General features: G+C 38.1%; 15 protein-coding genes. 10 read left to right on the top strand and 5 right to left on the bottom strand.

Annotated features, from left to right (window positions below; genetic code table 11):
* The first annotated feature begins 147 nt into the window (after positions 1-147).
* Together Q4534_RS03645 and Q4534_RS03640 are read left to right on the top strand one after the other, a co-directional pair.
* Positions 148-4,515, top strand: a complete 4,368-nt coding sequence (locus tag Q4534_RS03645) for a gliding motility-associated C-terminal domain-containing protein (protein WP_303611812.1) — start codon at positions 148-150, stop codon at positions 4,513-4,515.
* Between the two features lie 3 nt (positions 4,516-4,518).
* Positions 4,519-5,493, top strand: coding sequence for a type IX secretion system membrane protein PorP/SprF (locus tag Q4534_RS03640; RefSeq protein ID WP_303611811.1), 975 nt, complete (start codon positions 4,519-4,521; stop codon positions 5,491-5,493).
* Positions 5,494-5,700: 207 nt separating this feature from the next.
* Here Q4534_RS03640 and Q4534_RS03635 read toward each other — a convergent pair whose 3' ends face one another.
* Positions 5,701-7,425, bottom strand: a complete 1,725-nt coding sequence (locus Q4534_RS03635; RefSeq protein ID WP_303611810.1) for a SulP family inorganic anion transporter — start codon at positions 7,423-7,425, stop codon at positions 5,701-5,703.
* Between the two features lie 575 nt (positions 7,426-8,000).
* Here Q4534_RS03635 and Q4534_RS03630 point away from each other — a divergent pair.
* The 5 genes from Q4534_RS03630 to Q4534_RS03610 all read left to right on the top strand — a co-directional run bounded on the left by Q4534_RS03630 (position 8,001) and on the right by Q4534_RS03610 (position 14,663).
* Positions 8,001-8,705, top strand: a complete 705-nt coding sequence (locus Q4534_RS03630; RefSeq protein WP_303611809.1) for an NAD(P)H-binding protein — start codon at positions 8,001-8,003, stop codon at positions 8,703-8,705.
* Between the two features lie 208 nt (positions 8,706-8,913).
* Entirely contained in the window at positions 8,914-11,364 is a 2,451-nt protein-coding gene (locus Q4534_RS03625) for a YfhO family protein (RefSeq protein WP_303611808.1), read from the top strand.
* Positions 11,357-12,070 (top strand): cyclopropane-fatty-acyl-phospholipid synthase family protein, encoded by a 714-nt coding sequence (locus tag Q4534_RS03620; protein WP_303611807.1) that lies wholly within the window; start codon positions 11,357-11,359, stop codon positions 12,068-12,070. The genes Q4534_RS03625 and Q4534_RS03620 overlap by 8 nt, the downstream gene beginning before the upstream one ends.
* Before the next feature lie 18 nt (positions 12,071-12,088).
* Positions 12,089-13,111 carry a glycosyltransferase family 4 protein gene (locus tag Q4534_RS03615; protein ID WP_303611806.1) on the top strand — a complete coding sequence of 341 codons (1,023 nt, stop codon included), beginning with the start codon at positions 12,089-12,091 and terminating at the stop codon, positions 13,109-13,111.
* 61 nt (positions 13,112-13,172) lie between these two features.
* The gene (locus Q4534_RS03610) at positions 13,173-14,663 is read left to right on the top strand and encodes an oligosaccharide flippase family protein (protein ID WP_303611805.1); all 1,491 of its coding nucleotides are present in this window, start codon (positions 13,173-13,175) and stop codon (positions 14,661-14,663) included.
* Here Q4534_RS03610 and Q4534_RS03605 read toward each other — a convergent pair.
* The 4 genes from Q4534_RS03605 to Q4534_RS03590 all read right to left on the bottom strand — a co-directional run bounded on the left by Q4534_RS03605 (position 14,660) and on the right by Q4534_RS03590 (position 18,739).
* Positions 14,660-15,172 carry a hypothetical protein gene (locus Q4534_RS03605; RefSeq protein ID WP_303611804.1) on the bottom strand — a complete coding sequence of 171 codons (513 nt, stop codon included), beginning with the start codon at positions 15,170-15,172 and terminating at the stop codon, positions 14,660-14,662. The genes Q4534_RS03610 and Q4534_RS03605 overlap by 4 nt on opposite strands.
* 74 nt (positions 15,173-15,246) lie before the next feature.
* Positions 15,247-15,753 carry an RNA polymerase sigma factor gene (locus tag Q4534_RS03600; RefSeq protein ID WP_303611803.1) on the bottom strand — a complete coding sequence of 169 codons (507 nt, stop codon included), beginning with the start codon at positions 15,751-15,753 and terminating at the stop codon, positions 15,247-15,249.
* 184 nt (positions 15,754-15,937) lie between these two features.
* A complete protein-coding gene (locus tag Q4534_RS03595; RefSeq protein ID WP_303611802.1) occupies positions 15,938-17,224 on the bottom strand; it encodes a glycosyltransferase family 4 protein in 1,287 nt (428 codons plus the stop codon).
* A gap of 48 nt (positions 17,225-17,272) precedes the next feature.
* A complete protein-coding gene (locus tag Q4534_RS03590; RefSeq protein ID WP_303611801.1) occupies positions 17,273-18,739 on the bottom strand; it encodes an NADP-dependent isocitrate dehydrogenase in 1,467 nt (488 codons plus the stop codon).
* Positions 18,740-19,160: 421 nt separating this feature from the next.
* Here Q4534_RS03590 and Q4534_RS03585 point away from each other — a divergent pair, with 421 nt between their 5' ends.
* Genes Q4534_RS03585 through dut form a run of 3 tightly spaced genes read left to right on the top strand, consistent with a single transcriptional unit; the run spans position 19,161 to position 21,909 of the window.
* On the top strand, positions 19,161-19,946 hold the full coding sequence (locus Q4534_RS03585) for an enoyl-CoA hydratase/isomerase family protein (protein WP_303611800.1): 786 nt from the start codon (positions 19,161-19,163) through the stop codon (positions 19,944-19,946).
* A 12-nt stretch (positions 19,947-19,958) separates the two neighbouring features.
* Positions 19,959-21,476, top strand: a complete 1,518-nt coding sequence (locus Q4534_RS03580; RefSeq protein WP_303611799.1) for a lipopolysaccharide biosynthesis protein — start codon at positions 19,959-19,961, stop codon at positions 21,474-21,476.
* A 1-nt stretch (position 21,477) separates the two neighbouring features.
* The gene (dut, locus tag Q4534_RS03575; RefSeq protein ID WP_303611798.1) at positions 21,478-21,909 is read left to right on the top strand and encodes a dUTP diphosphatase; all 432 of its coding nucleotides are present in this window, start codon (positions 21,478-21,480) and stop codon (positions 21,907-21,909) included.
* Positions 21,910-22,078: the final 169 nt, after the last annotated feature.

Raw genomic sequence — 22,078 nt, 5'->3', positions numbered from 1 at the left:
AAAACAATGCTTTTCTATTGAATTGACAACACCAATTAATCTGTTGATTTTGAAGCAATTTAACCCTGTTGCAAAAAATCAGTTTAATTTAATTAAATAAATAGTTTAATCGATCCTAAACAACATCACTAGGTAAAACCAGTGTTAATGAATATCAATAAAATAACCAACTCACATTTAAAGAATGTATTCCACATTTATTTTTTTTTGCTTGGAATAGGTTTTCATGCCAATTTAATGGCACAAACAGAACCCACTTTAAATATCGAAAAGCAAAACCCTTCCTGCTCCGGGAATGGTCATATCACAGCAATGCTTCAAAATTCAGACAATGCGGGGAATTTGGTCTACAATCTATTTCAGCTTCCAAGCGAAACCCTTATAGCAAGTAACCAAAATGGTCTTTTCGAAGGCTTGGATGAGGGCTTATACAAGATAAGTGCAAACTACACCATAGATGACAATCCTCAAGAAACTTCCGTTGAGGAAACTTTAAATTCTGTTTATAATCCTCTATCCTTTACTGTTATTTCAAAAAGCCTGTGTGAAAATGAATTGGGCAGTATAGAGGTTTTCGTTAATGAAGGAACACCTGCAACGTTTGAATTATTAGGTCCCTCAGAAAGGGCTGCTCAAGAAAGTAATGTATTTGAAGACCTTAAGGCAGGAGCTTATACAATAATCGTTACAGATGAATGTGGAGACAGGCTTTCTCAATCTTTTGAAATTCAAAAAGCTGCGTTTTTTATCGATGAAAATTATCAAGACTTTGAGAACACACTTAAAAGTTGTAACGAAATAAATGTTGGCCATCTAGTGAAGTCTGTGGGTGCCAGTATTTCATACCCTTTACAAGTCACTTATGTAGTTTATACGCCGGGAGGGACTACCGAAGAAATCAATACTGAGATCACAACCGGAGATCCAACGGAAAACGTATTTTACAATACACTTCCTTTTTTTTATGATGAAGCTTATACCTATGATTTGAAAATCACAGATAATTGCGGGCAAACTTCCACATTAGAGGGTAATTCAATAGATAGAAAGTTGACAATTTCCAATGACCTATTGTGGGGTGCAGGATCTTGTGGCAAAAGAAGACTATCCATCAAACCTTCCAATTTTACCGCGCCATTCACTATAAATTTTACCGAATTCCCCGATGGATTTGATCCTGAAATTTACAATTCTCAATATCCAGGGTCATTTTCCGAAGAAAATATTTTTTTCGGGTCTACAGAAATGCCTATACCAACAGGTCTTTATTCTTTTACATTGGAAGATGCTTGTGGACATTCTGCAAGTATCTCCAAAGAATTATTGGACAAATTAAGTGGACCCGGCGCCACTGTTTATAAAGGTTGTGGACCGGATATGGGTTCAGTACAATTGAACAGCTACGATTTTGAGTTTACCACGGTTGAATTAACTGGTGCACCCGCTTCATTTAGTGGCACGCTACCTCTAGATGTCACTAACAACATCAGTAGTGTGGATCCAAGAAGGTTTTATATGAACAACCTTCCTGAAGGTGAATATGAATTCACCTCCTATACCAGCTGCAAAACCACACACCTCACCAAGGTTACCATTGAAGGGATCGACGTAATAGAAAATCAAATTGATATTATTGAAAATTGTGGGGCCTTTAACATTTACTTAAGCCATGAAGACAATTCAACCAACGGACAATCACCTTCATTCGGAATACAAAAATTAGACCCCTCTTCCGGTGAATGGGTACATCCCGAAACCGGATCTGTGTATAACTCCTTAGATCCACTGACTGATGAGAACGCAGTTTTATTGGTTAATGGAGCCACCAACATCAATCAAAATTACTCAGGAACATTGAGGTTGGTCAAATCATTGAACATCTGGAAAATGGGTGAAGAAATGATGGTCAACAGGCCTCAAATCACCTATTGTTTGGAAACATTAAAAACCTTTGAAATCAAAGAGAAAAGTACCTTCAATAGTATCAATACCTTTAAATGCAGTGGAGACATCTATGAGGTCTCTGTAAATGCAGAGGGCTATCTTCCCATAACCTATAAAATTGTTGAAAAGGATGGCCTTCCTTTTATCATTGACAATGGGGAAGATCCATTGTTTAAAGGACTTGAATCCGGTCGGTATAAACTGCAATTGGAAGATGCTTGTGGGAATTTGACCAATACCTCAGTCCAAGTAAAAGGCGAAAATTTACCTATAATAATTCCCGAAAACCTCTGCGAAGGGGAAGATGGTGCGCTATTTATAAAAAACCTGGATTTCCTTCAATTTGAATGGTACAAAGAGGGAGCTCCTGAAAATATTTTAAGCACAGATTCTCGACTTGAGTTTCCCTCATTTAATTTATCCTCCAATGCAGGCACCTATTATGTTCGGATCAGTGATAACAACCCGGAGTCTTGTGTAAATAAAACCCTTGAATTCACCATTGATGCTTCAAGTCTAAATCCGGAAGCAGGAGAAGGTCAGGAAGTAGCAATTTGTAAAGGGGAAATTATAAACTTATTTGATTATTTGAACGGGCCATATGACAATTATGGAAGTTGGAAAGAAACCACTAACAGTGGTAATCTAATAGAAAACACTTGGTCTTCCGAAGGTCTTACTCCCGGCACTTATACGTTTGAATACACGATTACGGGGATATGCTCAGGTGAAAAAAGCACAATTGTTACAATAAATTTGGCAGATGTTCCGGAAGCTCCAAAAGGAGAGACTGTTCAGGAATTTTGCAGCCCGGGTGAGTACACCTTAGCTACTCTCGAAATCGAGGGAACAAACATCCAATGGCATACCTCGCCTCTTGGAGAAGACATACTGCCTGAGGAAACCGTTCTTCAAAATGGCATGACTTATTATGCTACCCAATCCAATGGTACTTGTTTATCGGATGAAAGGTTAGCAGTGGAAGTATTTGTATATGCTCAGGTAAGCGGTAATACTATTTCCGGAGAGCAGTCTTTGTACCAGTTGGAGAAACCTGAGGAAATCATAGGTACAGAACCACAAGGTGGCACCGGAAATTTTACTTATACCTGGGAACAAAAAACAGCCGATTCGGAATGGGAAATTATTGAAGGCGCAAAAAGAAAGGATTATTCACCTAAACCTCTATTAGAGACAACAAGCTTTAGAAGAACGGCTTCGGATGAAATATGCGGTGATTACCTAAGTAACGAGCTAAGCATTGAAGTTTCAGTTGCACCTATTATAGCAAATGATGATAATTTTGGCCCATTAATTAATTATGAGGCCCACATATTACCTTCTATACTGTTGAATGATAGTCTTAAAAACAAACCCGTTTTACCTGAAGATATAAAAATCAATATCCTAAGCATCCAAGATCAAGAAGGGAATAATGTCGAATTGGATAGCAGGTACAGTATGGATTCAGAAGGCATCTCGTCTTTACCAGAGGATATCGCACCCGGGATTTACATCGTACGATACAGCATCTGCCAAAAAGACATACCGGAAAATTGTAGTGAAGCCAATATTACCTTAACCATAATAGGAATTTCCATTGACGCAGAGAAAACAATTGACAGAACTCAGGCCTTGCCGGGTGATATAGTAAATTATACCATTAGCGTAAAAAACACAAGTACCTTTAATCTAGCAAACATAACCCTTACGGAAATATTACCTGAAGGGTTGATGATTCTTTCAGCGAGTCCGGCATTAAGCGCTTCCAATACCTGGGAGGTAAGTAACCTTGTCCCCGAAGAAACAGTGGCGTTTGGATTGTCCGTAATGCCCACCGTCGATGGAAACTTCACTAATGAAGTCAATATCAAAGTAGAAAATTTCGACCAAACAATTCGAAGTGAAGAATTACAAGTAAGGCCAAAGATGGTTGACATGGCCATAGAAAAAACCTCTTTTAATACCACTGTGAATGATGGTAGTTCTTTCGAATACCAAATAACAGTTACCAATAACGGACCCGACCCTGCTGACAATGTCCGAATCGTTGACTTTTTACCAGCACAATTAGCTTACGAATCAGCAGTATTAAATGCTGAAGGATTACTTTCTTCACCTACTTTTACTCAAGAGGAAGATATGCTGGTTTGGAATGTTACCCAGTTTGAAGTGGATGCAACCCTCACCATCACCCTTACAGTAACGGCAATTGCTGATGGAAGGATCAGAAACAGAGCTGAAGTGAGTGCAGAAGGACAAGATATTTTACCCGAAAACAACACTTCTATTGAAGTGAAAACAATCCTTCCACTATTTATCCCAAATGTATTCAAACCTGATGGAGATGGTAAAAATGAAACATTTGTAATAAGGGCCTCCCATAGATTTGAACGACTTGAATTGGTGATATTTAACCGGTGGGGGGACATCGTTTTTTCTTCTAAAGATTATCAAAACGATTGGTATGCTGAAGGTTTATTGCCAGGAACTTATTATTATCAAGTTAAAGGCGTAGATTTTGATAAGAAAGAGAAACAATACAAAGGCTGGGTACAAGTGATTAAATAAAATATGAGACCAATAACTTTACATAGCATTCTTTTTACCGTTAGTGTTCTCTTTGCATTAACCTCTGCTCAGGCACAACAACTCCCTCAATACAGCCAGTACGTATTTAATCCTCTTCACATCAATCCTGCCTATGCAGGATACAAAATTGACCCATTTGTACAGGCTACTTACAGAAGTCAGTTTAGTGGTTTTGAAGGAGCTCCACAAACTTTCTCTGTCGCAGCAGATATCGGAAATTTGGAGCAAACCATGGGTTTTGGCATACAAATTAATTCGGACAAATTCGGAGCCAGTAATATCCAGAACTTACTTCTTACCTACTCCTATAGTGTACAATTGTCCTATAGTAGCTATTTAAGCTTAGGTGTTAGTTCAGGTTTTGCTTCTTATGGCCTTGATGCAAGTCAATACCTGCCTGATGACCCCAGTGATCCCGGCATACCTCAAGGTAAAATAAATGCCATTACTCCCAATTTGAACCTTGGCATATTTTTTCATACGCCACAATTTTTTACTGGTTTGAGTGCTTATAATTTAGTGGGACAAAACATTCTTGAAAAGAAAAACCTGGCAGTTGCTACTCACAATTACCATTTTTATTATCAATTGGGAGCACTCTTACCCTTGTCAAATGGTGTTTCACTCAAACCATCAATTTTAATCCGTGAAGAATTGAATGGGCCAACCAGCTTTGACATCAACGCAATGTTTCTCCTTAGAGAAAATTATTGGATAGGCACTTCTTTCAGGTCAGGGTTGGTTAAAAACCAAGCTACAATTTCTGATATTGGAAGCAATAGGAAAGCCCTTGCATTGCTAATGGATATTTTTATTACCCAAGAACTCAGAATGGGTTATGCATATGATTTCAACCTTAACAGCAAAAGCAATTACACCAACAATAGTCATGAGCTTTCTTTAGGATATTATTTAAACAACAAATGGTTTGATTCACCATCCCAAAGAAATTTTTAACCCTGATAAAAAGCAGGTTTGACAATAAATTATAACGCTTATAATCAGGGTTTTTCAGTTACTTCACTTCGTTTCAAGGAATGATGTAGTTCAAAAGTAGCATTACCTAATTCCTGTAAATAGATAGGTCTTAGGTGCATCAAGCCTCATAGGTCTAACTTCCTTTGAGTTTTCACTTCAACTCTAATCCTATCAACTGATCTGGGTTTAAGTTTTAGATTGAAGAGAGATCCTGTTTTCAATGGCTGTTTTTTGATGCTTGGGATTACAATGTTCAAATGCTTCATTGGTCTTAACGAAAAAATTATCCTTTCCAATAGCATCAATCAGTCCGCTGCTATAAAAGATATCTCGAGCAGGACCAATGGCTCCGGCAACCAAAAGTTTAATTCCTTTACTATTTAATTCCTGAATGATCTGCCGCAACATATGAATGGCACTACTATCAATATAATTGATCGCTTCTGCATTCAGGATGATGTATTTTACTGCCTCTCCTTTTAGGTCGAGTTGATTTTGCAATTCCTTTTTGAAATACTCCGTATTTCCAAAGTACAACTGAGCATCAAATCGAATAATTAAAATATCGCTAAATGTCTCTGTATCTTCCGGAAATCGGGCTATGTTTTTGAAATAGTCCGTATTGTTTATTCTACCCAAAACTGCGATATGAGGTCTTGAAGTCCTGTATACCAATAACAATAATGAAATTAATACCCCAAGCAATATCCCTTCTTTTATACCCACCGTAAGGGTTATCAAAAAAGTTGCAAGCAAGAGATAAAACTCATCCCTTCTGTTCTTGAAAAGCTCTATTGGGTAATTGAGATCTATTAGCCCAAAAACCGCAACCATAATTATGGCAGCCAATACTGCATTGGGTAAATAATAGAATAAAGGTGTTAAGAACAATAAAGTTAAGCCTACCACCAGGGCACTTACAATAGGAGCAACACCGGTTTTAGCTCTCGCTTGGTCATTAACAGCCGTCCTAGAAAACCCACCGGTTGTGGGGTAAGACTGGAAAAAAGACCCCAACATATTGGCCGTCCCTAAAGCTATTAGCTCCTGATTGGAATCCACTTTATAATCTGTATGCTTCTCTTCAATGGCTTTGGCAACAGATATGGCTTCCATAAATGCGATCAATGCAAGTGTCAGGGCAATAGGTAAAAGCTCAGAAACTCTTGAAAAATCAAAAGCAGGTACTTTTAATGATGGCAAACCACTAGGAACCTTGCCAACAATTTTAACCCCCTGCTCATTTAAATTAAAAAAATAAATGGTCAAAACACCCAATACCACCACAACCAAGGCAGCTGGTATTCGGCTATTAAAACGCTTGATGGATTTTATAACCACAATAGCAAGGAGACCTATAGCTAAAGCAATCCAATTGGTATCAGAAACTGTAGCAATGGCATTTTTTAATAAAATATGAATCTGATTACTTCCCTTTATATCAGTACCTAAAAGATGTTTTAACTGACTTAAACCAATAATAATGGCTGCCGCAGATGTAAAACCACTAATAACAGGTTTTGACAAGAAATTCACCAAAAACCCCATACGCAACAATCCCAGCCCCAACTGTATTAGCCCCATAAATAAGGCCAAGAAAATGGCCATGGCAATGTATTCGTCAATACCCGAAAGGGCAAGTGCCCCAAGGCCTGAAGCAACCAAAAGAGAATCCATTGCTACAGGACCTACGGCTAATTGCCTTGAAGTCCCCATAATGGCATATACCACTTGCGGGATCAAAGATGCATAAAGTCCAAAAACAGGTGGTAAACCTGCTATCATTGCATAGGCCATCCCCTGAGGGATTAGCATGATTCCTACCGTCAAACCTGCTCCAATATCTCCGGAGAGATAAGATTTTTTGTAATCTGGTAGCCACTGTAATATGGGAAAGTATTGTTTCAACATGTCTTTAATTTATACCCAAAAGTAATGCAGAACAAATTAGGCAACAGTAACAATGGTCACAAAGGTCTAGCAAACATTGCAGCGCAATAGCATGGACCAAATCCTGTACCTAAATCTTCAACAATAAGCAGGGAACTTAGCCAAGGTGTCGCTGATTACTGAAACGTAAGCTTATCCTTTCCGTCTATAAAAAGGATTAAATTTTCATTTCCTTCTATATAAATTAAAACCAATAACCATCCTTTGGAATAATCTATTGTTTTGTCTTCCTTCCCCACTTATACTATGTACTTGTTTAAATTCCAATCCTTACAGGCACCCCCTTTTACGCTCAAGTCCCTCAAAATAAATGCCCAGAATATCCTAAAAGAGTAAGCAAAAATAAAGTCAAGCAATATGCATTATCAATTCCTACTAGAAAAGGGACGATAATAGCTATAACGACCCACTCGAGTATATGAAACCATTCTCCCAAAAATACTAGTTTAAAGCCAACATACTTCCCTATTCTAAAATAACTATATTGCTTAAATGTCAAATAAAGAAATCCTTTATCCAATTTTATTTTAAAATTCATGACTACCAAAACCAACCCAAATTCGATTGTCATGTTAGGTGCTAGCGGTGCTGTAGGTTCAGAAGCATTAAAAACCCTGTTAGTTCATAATAATATTCACCTATTGACCTTGCTTGGGCGAACCCCCATTTCAGGCCTTAACAAAGCCAATGTTTATCAACACAAAATAAATGTAAGCAAACCCGATAGTTATCAAGAATATATCCAAGGTCATGACATTGCAATTTGTACATTGGGTGTAGGAGAGCCTAGTAGGATTAGTAAAGAGGAATTTTTAAAGATTGATAAAGAAGCAGTGTTGGATTTTGCGAAGGCATGCAAAAAAGGTGGCATCCGACATTTTGAATTATTGGCTTCCGTGGGGATAAACCCTAAGTCTAGTTCATTCTACTTAAGAGCAAAAGGTGAGCTAGTAGAAGCCTTAAAAGCTTTGGGATTTGACCGGTTGAGCATCTTCCAGCCTTCTATGATTTTGACCCCAACCAACAGGTACGGAATATCTCAGGCAATAGTCTTAAAAGTTTTCCCACTACTCAAACCGTTTTTAATAGGAAGATTGCGAAAATATAGGGGAATTCCAGTCTCTGTTTTGGGACAATCTATGGCTGAAAATGTATTTATTGCGGGCCAAGACTACGAAATCTTACAATGGGACCAATTTTATTCAATAATTGATAATTCAAACAATACTGAAAACCTTTAACTTGCCACAACATCCTAATTACAGAACCGACCGATCAAAAGCTTTAAGTTTAATATTAAATATCGGGCAATTAATTCGAACCAAGTCTTAATAGTGTAATTATTAAACTTTAAACCCAGGCAGACCCTTAGGCATTTACTATTATCCGGTGTTTTTTGTTAATTTGCGTATTGAATTTAAACCTTACTTAATTCCAGACGATTAGACCATGAAGTTTGATTTTAAAGCAGATGTATTGCCTCATTTTTTAGCGATTTCTTCCTTTTACCTGATCGTTGTACTCTATTTTTCCCCTATTGTTTTTGAAGGGAAGATGATTTTCCAAACTGACATCCTTCAATGGGAAGGTTCCGCCAAAGAAATATTAGACTATAGGGAAAGCACCGGGGAACAGGCACTTTGGACCAATCGAATGTTTGGAGGAATGCCGGCTTATTTGATCCACCTAGACCCAAAAGGAGACATTACCAATTTCTTAATCAAGGCATTGACCTTTGGGCTTCCTCATCCAATTAGTGCCCTCTTCTTTGGAATGGTCTCCATGTACTTGCTTCTCATTTGTTTTAAAGTTCGACCTTATATTGCCATAATTGGGGCTTGGGCTTTTGCATTCAACACCTTTAATTTCTTGAGTTTAGAGGCAGGACATAACGCCAAAATATGGGCTATAGGTATTGTCCCTTTATTACTTGCAGGTGTACACCTGGCTTTCAATGGCAAAAAGTTATTGGGCATCGTAATCACCGCATTCGCTGTATTGCTACAGTTGAAGTTTAACCACCTTCAAATTACCTATTACACTTTATTATTGGTTATTGTATATGGCATTGGCCAACTGGTCATTGCCTATCAACAAAAACATTTACCGGCTTTTGCAAAGATTACCGCTATTTTACTAGTGGCAGCAGTAATCGGAGCGATGGGCCATGCCGCCCGATTAAGTTCTGTATTGGAATATGGAACCTATTCTATTAGAGGGGAGCGTAATCTTCCTATAGAAGAACAAAATGACACCGGTCTAGACAAGGAATATGCTTTCAATTGGTCCAATGGAAAGCTTGAAACTTTCACCTTGCTTATCCCTAATTACTTTGGTGGAGCATCCCAAGGAGAAGTTCCTAAAAACTCTGCTTCAGAGAAAGCCCTTCGCTCCAATGGCGTGGACAATGCACAAGTTAACCAGTTTCTCAACGGAGCGCCCACTTATTGGGGAGATCAACCATTTACAGGTGGCCCAATATATGGCGGGGCAGTTATGATTTTTCTATTTATTCTGGCTATAATCTTTTCTCCTCCACTGTATAGAAATGTATTCCTATCGATGGTAGTCCTAACCCTAATGCTTTCTTGGGGTAAAAACCTTGCATGGTTTAACTATGCGATCTTTGACTATCTACCGGGATACAATAAATTTAGAGCTGTATCCATGGCTTTGGGAATGACACTTTTTGTAATTCCATTATTTGGCGCCATAGGTCTGGAAAATCTGGTTGAGAGAATTGGAAACAAAGAAAGTTTAAAACCTTTCTTAATTGGCACAGGTATAAGTTTGGGCTTAATTCTAGTTGGAATTGTTTTTGCATCTTGGGCGGGTTACCAATCTTCCGCAGGTAATCCCGGATATCCTGACTGGCTAATGGAGGCGCTGAAATCTGATAGGAAAAGCCTATTGATGTCGGATGCCTTTAGGTCAGCAATGTTCATTTTAATTCCGGCCATTCTAATAGGCTTGGTTTATTATAACAAATTAAAAAGCAACTATGCTCTTTTAGGCATAGGCTTGGTGGTATTGATAGATCTTTGGGGAGTCAATAGTCGCTACCTAGATGCAGACAGCTTTATTGAAGATCCTAGCGAACAGCATTTCGCTGCTACTCCTGCAGACAACAAAATAAGTGCGGACAAGGGTTATTTTCGAGTATTAAACATTCAAAACCCCTTTAATGATGCACGAACGAGTTACCGTTTCAATAGTATCGGAGGATATCATGGTGCTAAAATGAGTAGGTATGGTGATTTAATTGATCGAATTCTTCTTTCGGAAATCAATGGCTTTGTAAAGAAAGCCCAAGAAGGAAATTTTGACTATCAGAGCATTCAAAGATTAAATATGCTGAACACCAAGTACCTTTTGGCAGGAAGGGCTGAAAATGCTGTATTCCTAAACCCCGAGGCCAATGGTCCTGCTTGGTTTCCTGAGAAAATTGCCAACACAGATTCAAATGAGGAAGAGATAGAAACATTGGCAAAAATAAATACCAAAGAAACAGCCACCTATAATGCTCAAGACAATGGCAATCAAAGTTTAGGTGCCGGAAATGGGACCATCAAATTAGAAAATTATGCTCCTGATGCTTTAAGCTATAAAGCATCTGTAGAGAAGTCAGGCTTGGCTGTTTTTTCCGAAATATTCTACCCAAAAGGCTGGAAAGCATTTGTAGATGGGCAGGAAACGCCTATTTTGAGAGTAAATTATTTATTGAGAGGACTTGTACTCCCTGAGGGAGCGCATACAGTGGAAATGCGCTTTGAGCCAAGTGCTTATTATAACTGGGAAATGGTAGCTGTGATAGTTCAATATTTAGTCGTCTTATCACTACTTTTTGCTGTTTACAAAAATTTTAATTCGAAACAAGACCTTACTGACAAATATGACTAAAGACGTTGCCCAATTTTATGATCAATTTGCCAATCAGCAATTAAAAACTGGAGTAAACTCAAGGCACCTGAGTATTATTTCTAAACTGAGAAAAGCCGGACTCCAACCAAATCATAATGTATTGGAAGTGGGGTGTGGAATTGGCACTGTCAGTCAGTTAATAGCAAAAGCCACTCCTAAGGGGGAAGTTCTTGCTGTAGACATAAGTCCAGAAAGTGTTGAGCAAGCAAAATCCCTCTGGAAAGATTTAGACAACCTTCACTTTGAAGTGTCTGATATGAAAAAATTTCATAAAACAGACATGCTTTTTGACGCCATTGTATTTCCGGATGTATTGGAACATATACCCGTTGAAGATCACTTTGCTTTGTTTGAAACCATAAAAAATCACAGCCATTCAGATACTTTTATATTCATCCATATTCCTTCTCCAAGGTTTCTGGAATGGATGATTGCCAATGAACCCCAAAAGCTTCAGGTGATCGACCAACCTTTAGACACCGGAGAATTGGTTAGCAAGCTTTCTTCTAATGATTTCTACCTTGAAAAAATGGAAACCTATCCTCTTTTCTATAAGGAAAAAGATTACCAGTACTTTGTATTTAAAAAGAAACAGGCCATTAAAAAAACCAATCACAGGGATAAATATACCATTTTGAAAGAAAGATTATGGATCAAGATCAAACAGAAGCTATCTGCTTTTTAAATATTAATTGACCCCAATATGATCCTCTATATCTCTCCTATTCCTACAGCTTTTATCCAAAGGGATATTGAGATGCTAAGCCCTCCTTTTAAAATCATTCACCTTAATTTTACCATCAAACCTTATTTGCTGCCGATATATTTCATTTTTCAATTTTTCCAATTGCTGATTCTTTTACCTTTCACAAGCAAATACCTTTGTTTTTTTGCAGGATATCATACCGTTCTCCCAGTTTTCATCGGGAAAATTTTTAGAAAAGAAGTAATCATCGAATGTGGGGGTACGGATGCCATGCACCTCCCAAAAATAGATTATGGCAACTATCGTAAAAAATGGCTTAAAAAAGCTACAGTATATAGTTTTAAAAATTGTTCGCTGATTCTTCCGGTTTCTAATTCCTTGGTGAAATCCACTTACACTTATGATAAAGACTCCCCACAAAATCAAGGGTTATTGCATTTAATACCTGACCTAAAAACTAAAATTCAGGTAATTTATAATGGCTTTGACATTGAATTTTGGACTGATGATCAAAGGGAAAAATCTCCTTTCTCCTTTGTGACTGTTGCTACCGGGATTTCCCAGAAAAACAGGGCCTTGGTTAAAGGAATAGATTTGGTCCTTGAAATGGCTAAAGCATTTCCAAACTATTCTTTCACAATTATTGGGGACAGAGAATTTAAAACAACCCTGCCAAATGTAACCTTAATGCCTCCCTTAAATCAAAGTGAAATCAGGGAGGTATACAGAAAATGTCAATTTTATCTACAACTGTCTTATTCTGAAGGATTTCCAAATGCTTTGGCAGAAGCCATGCTTTGTGGCTGTATTCCCATTGGGAGCAATGTTGGTGAAATCTCTAAAATAATTGGAGAAACGGGCTTTATTTTACCTCATAAGGACTTTGCCCTACTTCATAACTTGATTTCCACTCTGAAAGAAAAAGATCTAAATTCGCTTCGAAAAGCTACGGCTCAAAGGGTTAAAGACAACTTTAATTACACGCTAAGAAAAGAAAAGTTAATTGCAGTGTTAACATAATTGTAACACCTGAAAAATTTCCAACTTTGGATATAAACGAATTAAATAAAGTCGACTGTACATGGCAGGGGTGAAACAAAGTGTACTCACCACCATTTTCTCCTATTTAGGAGTAATTGTAGGTTATGTAAACCTACTCTGGTTATTCCCTTATGTACTCAGCCCTGAGCAAATTGGCTTATTTAAAACTGTGCAAGACATTGCACTGCTCCTAGTACCTTTCGCCCAATTAGGTATAGGCCATGGCATCACACGTTTCTTCCCTAGAATAAAAGGAAATGAGTTTGCTTTTTTCAGCTTTAGTATTGTCATGGCTACCATAGGTTTTTTTATCGTAGCTACTTTATTTTATGTTTTCAAAACTTCAATTATTAACGCCTTTGCAGAAAATGCTCCTGAGGTAAATCATTTCTTAATAGTGGCCCTATTGATTACTTTTTTCTCTTTAATGAATTCTATCTTGGAAGCTTTCAGCAGGTCATTTTTAAAAATTGCCATTCCTTCTTTGATTCGGGATGTTTTCTTAAGAATTTTTATGGCTTTATTGGTTATTGGGTATTTTGTGTCCTTATATACCTTTACCAACATGATATGGGGCATGGGCATGGTCTATTTGGCGGCCATGATTTCCATGGTTTTCTATATGAAAAAAGAAGGGATAATAAAGATAGACTTGAATTGGGAAGGTATTAGCAGCCCTTTTAAAAAGGAGTTTTTACAATATGGGTTGATCACCTTATTGGGTACAGCCGGAGCCTTGCTGATCATGAAAATTGACAGCATTATGGTTAGCTCAATGATAGGGCTGGATGCCAATGCCATCTATACTATAGGCTTTTCCATTGCTGTGGTTATTGAAATGCCTAGACGTGCCATATCACAGGTGGCCATGCCGGTTATCTCAGAAATGTTTGCTAAAAATCAATTGACAGGAATAAATGCTCTCTATAAGAAAATTGCCATTAATCAATTGTTAATATGTTTATTGATTTTCCTGCTGATCTGGGTCAATATAGAAAACCTCTACCATTTCGTTCCAAACAGGGCCATATATGAACAAGGAAAATGGGTGGTCCTCCTAATCGGTTTGGGAAAAATAACAGATGTGATTTTCTCTGTAAATGGTGAAATAATCGTCTTCTCCAAGTTTTACACCTTCAATATTACAGCTACACTGCTAATGAGTGCTGCTGTCATTATTTTTAACTTAATGCTAATTCCTCTTTATGGCATTGAAGGTGCTGCACTGGCCTCACTTATCGCTATGCTTTGTTATAACCTTGTAAAGTATTTTTACATCAAGATAAGGTTGGGCTTTAACCCTTTTACCCCAGGGGTGTTTTTAATACTTATAGCCGGAGTACTAAGTTGGGCTATTTCCTATTACTTAATTCCTACCTCGGCCTATGTATTGCTTGATATTCTAATTAGAAGTGGCATTGTAACTGCTGTTTACCTTTTGCTGGTTCACTTATTTAAGGCTGCTCCGGAAACTGAGACAATGGTATTCCAAAAATTTAAAGATGTAATCCATCAATTAAGAAGAAATTAATCCTTTAACGTTTTGATTAATTCATCTATCTTTTGGATGCTAGGGAGAATTTCATTTTTCACTTTTTTCTTATTTGAATAGTAAGAAAAAACACCAAGCCCAATCAAGACCAAAAAAGACATTACCCCAATAAAACGCGCCATAGGCCTTTCCCACACTCCTACCCAAAACAAGAGGTAAATGGGGTAAATTGTTAATGTTGCCCAATCCAATGATGTTTCAAGCAACTTCTTTTGAGCAATAAGGTAGGCTTTTGTTTTCTCCAGATATTGTAGGTAATTGCTTTCCAGATCACCGGATTTTACTTTTTTTATTGGCAATATTCTTAAGCCTACATATATTGCCCAAACAATAACTAGAGCCGATGCTATCTTCATGGAAATAAAAGGAGCCCAAAAGACGGCAAGAATAAATGGAGGTATGGTTAGCAATGCAGAAATGATATTTACCCTTTCCAAGTATTTCCACCTACGGTGCAAACGATCTAAACTTGATTGTAACTCTATCATTAACTTTGATTTCTCAAATTTAACCCGCTCCTGATTGCTTGAGGATTGCCAAATTTTAATTAATTCATCTTCTATCATGGCCTTGCATTCATACAGTTAAACAATTTTGATTTAATCCGTCGGACCTTCACGGCTACATTATTTTCAGTTAAGCCCAGTATCTCCGAAATCTCCTTATAGGCCAACTCTTCCAAATAAAGTGTAATGATAGCCATATCACTTTCATTCAATCTTTTTATACAAGTTCTAAGATGTTTTAATTTTTCATCCGGTTCTTTGGTCACTTCTTCGGAACAGAAATTTTCGATTGTTATACTATCCAGTTTAATCAACCGACTTTGACGCTTTAAGTGTTTAGATTTGAATTGAAGACAGACATTGAGAGCTATTCTAAACATCCAAGTACTGAAGGAAGATTTACCTTTAAAAGCATCCATAGACCGCCATACTTGAACCAATATTTCTTGGAAGAGATCTTTGGCATCCTCCCCATCCGGTGAATAGACCCTGCAAATTCTGAACAATCTCTGCTGGTTTATTTCTAAGCCTTTAAGGAATAATGATTCTAGCGCTTTATCCATTTTTAAATCTTATCTCAACTATGTTAGTTAGAAAAAATTTAAAATATGACACTTTTAATAAAATTTAATCAATCTATCGATCAGGCACTTGAAGTATCACTTAAGCAGCCTGGTATTGGGCTGACAATTCAAATCCGGAAAAAGGAGCAATTTAAAAATAGGTATTTACAGCAGGATTTACCTTCTAAGGCTTGCTAATTCCATCAAGCAACAGCGCCAATTGTGCTGTGATTTTTTTCCGGCTGTATTGTTGAATGTCTGTATCCGACTTTTTCGGCCTCTCACTATTTTGAAAGTTCTGAATAAATTGAGCCATGCCTGCCTCATCAGTGTGAGAATAAACTTGTCCAGCTTCGGAGGATTCTATAATAGAAGCGGTGTCTCCCAGTGGATCCCCTAAGGCCAATATTTGCCTACCGGTGGCCATGTACTCAAACAATTTACCCGGAATATTACCTTTGGCATTTTTGGTATTGGTGAGTATTAACAACAGTAAATGTGCCTTTTGATAATAAGAGAATACCTCTTTATGGGTAACATAGCCCGCTAATACCACATGCCCTCGAAACCAACTGTCTTCGGAAAGCAATTGCTTTACACTTTCATTTACCCTACCTACAAAAGTAAGCCTCACCTTTCCGGTAGTTTTTCCAAAAACAGATTTAAGTACATTTAAAAATGGAAGCGGATTCCGTATGGCATCAATCACTCCTGAATAAACAATTTCTAACACTGATGAACGTTCAGGTGATGTTGTCAAAAACTCAGGAATATCTGAAGGATCAAACCCATTCAATAAAACCCGTATATCTTTAGCACCTATTTTTTTCATTTCCTTCTGGAAAGTTGGAGAAATAGTGACCAAACTATCCGCCTCTTCAAATACACTGGCCTCCAATTTTTGATGCTTTTTTCTGGCAAACCCGCTTAGTTTAAGGGTATCCAAAAACTCCCAGGTAGACCATGGGTCCCGAAAATCGGCTAGCCAAGGAATACCTGTTTTTCTTTTCAGGTTTCTACCTAGCAAGTGCATGCTATGGGGAGGACCGGTAGTAATGATAGCCTTGAAATCATTTTGTTCCCAAATCTCTTCCAAAAATTTAACCGAAGGTTTGATCCAAAAAAGCCTAGGATCGGGAATCAAAAGATTGCCTCTAAGCCAAACGGCAAGCTGATCGAGCATGCCGGGGTCCTTGTATTCAAGAATGCTGGCGGTGTCTTTCGGGCTTTGCTTTTTAAGAGTTCTAAACAATTGATATGGTTCCCAGATGGGGAATTTCAACACTTCTGTATGCTTGTCCACTTCTTGTTCGAGGGACTCATCTTTCAATGAAAAATCGGGATTTTCAGGAGTGAAAATTACAGGTTGCCAACCAAATTCCGGCAGGTATTTTGAAAATTTAAGCCAGCGTTGAACACCCGAACCGGCACTTGGTGGCCAATAATAGGTAATGATGAGAACCCTTTTCATACATTAAAAAAAATCAAGCAGGACAAGGCCCTGCTTGAATGAAAATTTTTATTCGCCTTGAGCCAATGAAAAACCTCTTTCGCCATTGAAAGTGTAAAGGTTTTCGGTTTTCACAAAGTCAAAACCCAAATCACCGATTTGCTTGAGCACATCTATGATCTGCTCATGAGAGATGGCTTTGTCATCTGCATCAAAAAACCTTACTCTCCAATGATCTGAGCAAAAGGTTTCCTCCATCCCATCGGGGTACACCCTTACTCCTCTATTGGTAACTAGTTGCATTTTTAAACCATCGGCATTAACGGCCCTTAGCCTATCCCCCATTACATTTGGATCCCTAGTCCCTTCCTTCCAATCTATAAACACATCCAAGCCAATAAGTTCTTTCACTGCCGGTGTTCGTGGCTTGATGGCCAAGGCTTGTTTGATTTCAGCTTCACTTCTTTCTGCTTTGGCAAATACAGCCTTCTTCATCCGCTGCGGTTCTTTACCAAGTCTGGCAATTACGGCTTCGGCAAATTCTTTTGTCCCTACCCTTTTGGAACTGATGTCCTCTTGGTAAATGTCCCCGGTATGAATACCGTCTTCAAGAGTCGCCATCCAAGCGTTGCTTATTTTTTGTGCGATCTCCGGTTGACCAATGTGAACAAGCATCATGATTGCACCATTCAATAAGCCTGAAGGATTGGCTATGTCCATGCCGGCTATGTCAGGAGCTGAACCGTGAATGGCTTCAAACATAGCCACGTCTTCCCCTACATTAGCTGATCCACCTAGGCCAACAGAACCTGTAACTTGTGCGGCCACATCAGAGATAATGTCTCCATAAAGGTTTAAAGTAACTATGACGTCAAAAATTTCCGGACTATCTGCGATTAGAGCAGTAGCAATATCTATAATCTTATGATCGGTTTCTATATCAGGGTACTCCTTGGCCACTTCATTAAAAACCTCATGAAAAACTCCATCAGTCATTTTCATGATATTGTCTTTGGTCATACAAGTAACCTTCTTTCGCTTGTTCATGCGCGCATACTCAAAGGCATACCTGATGATTTTCTCACTACCGGGTCTGGAAATTAATTTCAAACATTGATACACCTCATCCGTTTGCCTGTGCTCAATCCCTGCATAAAGGTCCTCCTCATTTTCCCTAATGATAACTAAATCGGTTTTAGGGAAATGGGTATGAATAAAAGGAGAGTAAGCTTTGCAAGGCCTGACATTTGCATAGAGTCCTAAGGTTTTTCTAGTCGTAACATTCAAGCTTTTGAAACCTCCACCCTGAGGTGTGGTTATCGGGGATTTTAAGAAGACTTTGGTCTCTCTCAATGAATCCCAAGCACTTGAGGCAATCCCGGAACTAATCCCTTTCAAATATACCTGTTCTCCTATCTCTATAATATCAGGTTCAATAGCTGCTCCTGCTGCTTCCAAGATAGACAAGGTTGCATTCATTATCTCCGGACCAATACCATCTCCATATGCTACTGTAATTTTCCTTTTTTCAGTCATGTGGTAAGTGATTGAGTTTTAGTATGTATTTAGCTTCAATGCAAAAATAGAAAATAATGACATACATTTGATTTTACAGGAGAAATAATAGACATTTTTAAATATTAATTCAGCCTCAACCTCGAATGCTATTTACTACCGAAAATCCATTGATCAATATCGTAGACAAGAAAAAGAAACAGCAGGGAAAACTTAGGTTCAGGGATGTATATTCTCAGGTAACTTCAAGTCCAATAGATAAATGCAGGGCAAATAATTAAAAAGCTTCTTTAAATATAAAACCATTTTTAATTTATTCAAAATACAATTTTATAGATACTTTTTGATTATACATATTTTAATAGATTTATGATTTTTAGCCGAATCTTTTGTGATTGATTAGGCACCTCGTATATTTGGGCCTTAACATTGAAGAATTGGAATGGCTGAACAAAAAAATATTCTTTCAGAGACTAAAGACGGAATACTTTATCTTACCATCAGCAGAGAGTCCAAACTCAACGCCTTAAATTTCAACACCTTGGAAGAGTTGAAAAATATTTTCAACGAGGTGAATGATAACAAGTCCATAAGAGCTGTAATCATCACTGGTGCGGGTGAAAAGGCCTTTGTAGCGGGTGCTGATATTAATGAAATCTCAGAGCTCAACGAACTCAATGCTAGGAAGTTTGCTGAATTTGGTCAAGAAGTTTTTGATAATATAGAATCCTGTCACAAACCAGTAATTGCCGTAGTTAACGGTTATGCGCTGGGTGGAGGATGTGAACTGGCAATAGCTTGCCATATGAGAATTGCAACCGCAAACGCTAAGTTTGGACAACCGGAGGTTAACCTTGGGATTATACCTGGGTACGGAGGTACACAGAGACTGACCAACCTTATCGGCAGAACCAAAGCTACTGAAATCCTGATGACAGGTGATATGCTGGATGTCAATGAGGCAAAATCCTTAGGTCTTTTAAACCATGTTGAAGCTACTAAAGCGGATGCAATAGCCAAAGCTGAGGAGGTTATAAAGAAAATCATGACCAAAGCACCATTGTCCATCGGTATGATAGTAGATTGTGTCAATGCAGTCTATGCAAGTGATGAAAATGGTTACCAGATCGAAGCAAATAGTTTTGCTCGCTGTGTGAAATCCGAAGACTATAGAGAAGGAACTACCGCTTTTCTAGAAAAGAGAAAACCTAATTTCAAAGGGGAATAGTCCCCTTTTTATATGGGTCTATTAAAAAAATTGGCCGGGCAATCTGCCATCTACGGCATCAGTAGTATCCTCGGCAAATCAATTAACTTTTTGCTTGTCCCCTTGTACACGGGATATCTTCCCAAGGAAGACTTGGGATCCTTTACCATGCTATATGCATTGATCGCATTTTTGAATGTGATCTTTACATTTGGCATGGAAACATCCTATTTCCGCTTTGCGACCGGTAAAGGTCTGGATCCAAAGACAGTTTTTCAAAATGCCCAAACATTGGTTACCATTGTAGGCCTATCACTGGGAATCATATTATTCCTTTTTGCCGGAAAACTGAGCCTATTGTTTGAATATGAGGGCAAAACCCATCTGTTTCAATGGGCTGCCATGATATTAACCATAGACGCCCTAATGGCTCTCCCCTTTGCCCGATTGAGACTGGACGGCAGATCCTTGACTTTCGCTTTGCTAAAACTGTTTAACATCCTTCTCAATGTAGGTTTTAATGTACTTTTCATTGTGGTGGCTTATCATATAGTTTCAGGAGATATACTCCACGTTTTACACCCTTTTGTTGCTGAGTGGTACAATCCTGAATGGGGCGTTGATTATATACTACTGGCCAACCTATTGGCCAACTTGCTAATATTACCCATCATTTGGAAACTGGCAGGCCAATGGAAATTACAACTTAAGCGCAGCATTTTGCTTCCCATGTGGAAATACGCATTGCCCTTATTATTTATGGGCTTGGCAGGAGTTACAAACGAAGTGTTTTCCAGAGGCTTATTTGAATATTCATTGCCGGAAAACTATTATCCCGGACTTTCTTCCAGAGAGGCCGGAGGGGTTTTTGGAGCCAATTTTAAACTGGCAATTTTAATGAGTCTGATTATTCAGGCCTTTAAATATGCGGCAGAACCATTTTTCTTCCAGCAAGCTGAAAACAAAAACAATCCAAAGTTATTCGCTAGGGTAATGCATTGGTTCATCATCTTCTGTACTTTCCTTATGGTAGCAGTATCTGTAAATTTAAAATTAATCGGGGAATTGTTTTTTCAAGCTGAGGGGTATGCTACAGCTTTACCCATGGTTCCTATACTCCTAATGGGTTACCTATTTCTAGGGATATATTATAATCTAAGCATTTGGTTTAAAATCACAGACCAAACACAATACAGTTTTTATATCACCTTAATAGGGGCTATCGTTACAATCATTATTATCCTGACTTTGGTACCTGTTTTAGGTTTTATAGGGGGAGCCTTGAGCACATTCGGTAGTTATTTGGTAATGACTTTACTCTGTTACTTTATTGGCCAAAAATATTACCCCATTCCTTATCAAACAAAGAAGGATGTAAGCTACTTACTTGTTGCATTTCTTTTTAGTTATGGAGGCTTCCTTCTGGATACAGGTTCATTGCCATTAAACTTCGCACTTCATTCCTCCATCATAATATTGTATGGTGGCCTAATTTTTCTGCTGGAAAAAAAGGAATTAAATTTGTTATTTAAATCGTTCTCCAAAAAATAGCATGAAAATAAACGTAATCAATCAATCAAATCACCCATTACCTGCTTATCAAACTGAACAATCTGCAGGTTTGGATCTTACTGCAAACATTGAACAGCCAATTACATTGAAACCATTGGAGAGAAAATTAATTGGTACAGGTTTATATATTGAATTACCAAAAGGCTTCGAAGCACAAATAAGGCCTAGAAGTGGCTTGGCATATAAGCATGGAATTACGGTTCTCAACAGTCCTGGCACAATTGATGCTGATTATCGGGGAGAAATAAAAGTGCTCTTGGTCAATAATTCTGACACCGTTTTCACCGTTCAAGATGGAGAAAGAATTGCTCAGATGGTCATTGCAAAACACGAACAAATTGAATGGAATCCACAGGTACAGCTTTCAGACACGGAAAGGGGAGCCGGAGGCTATGGGAGCACGGGCAAATAATCGTAACTTTAGCGCAGTATTCAATTCTTTTGGCTACATAAAAAGTTGAACCAAAAGTAAGGGTTAATTGTATATTTTAAAAGAAAAAGATTTTACGCCTACAATGGATCAATTTGATACTCTTGGATTAAGCAGCGTTGAATCTCCCAATAAAAGTCAAAAATAGAGG

The sequence above is a fragment of the Cyclobacterium sp. 1_MG-2023 genome (assembly GCF_030546805.1).
GTDB lineage: Bacteria > Bacteroidota > Bacteroidia > Cytophagales > Cyclobacteriaceae > Cyclobacterium.
Note: the sequence above shows the minus strand (reverse complement) of the source record. Positions and strands in the feature narration are given on the sequence as shown.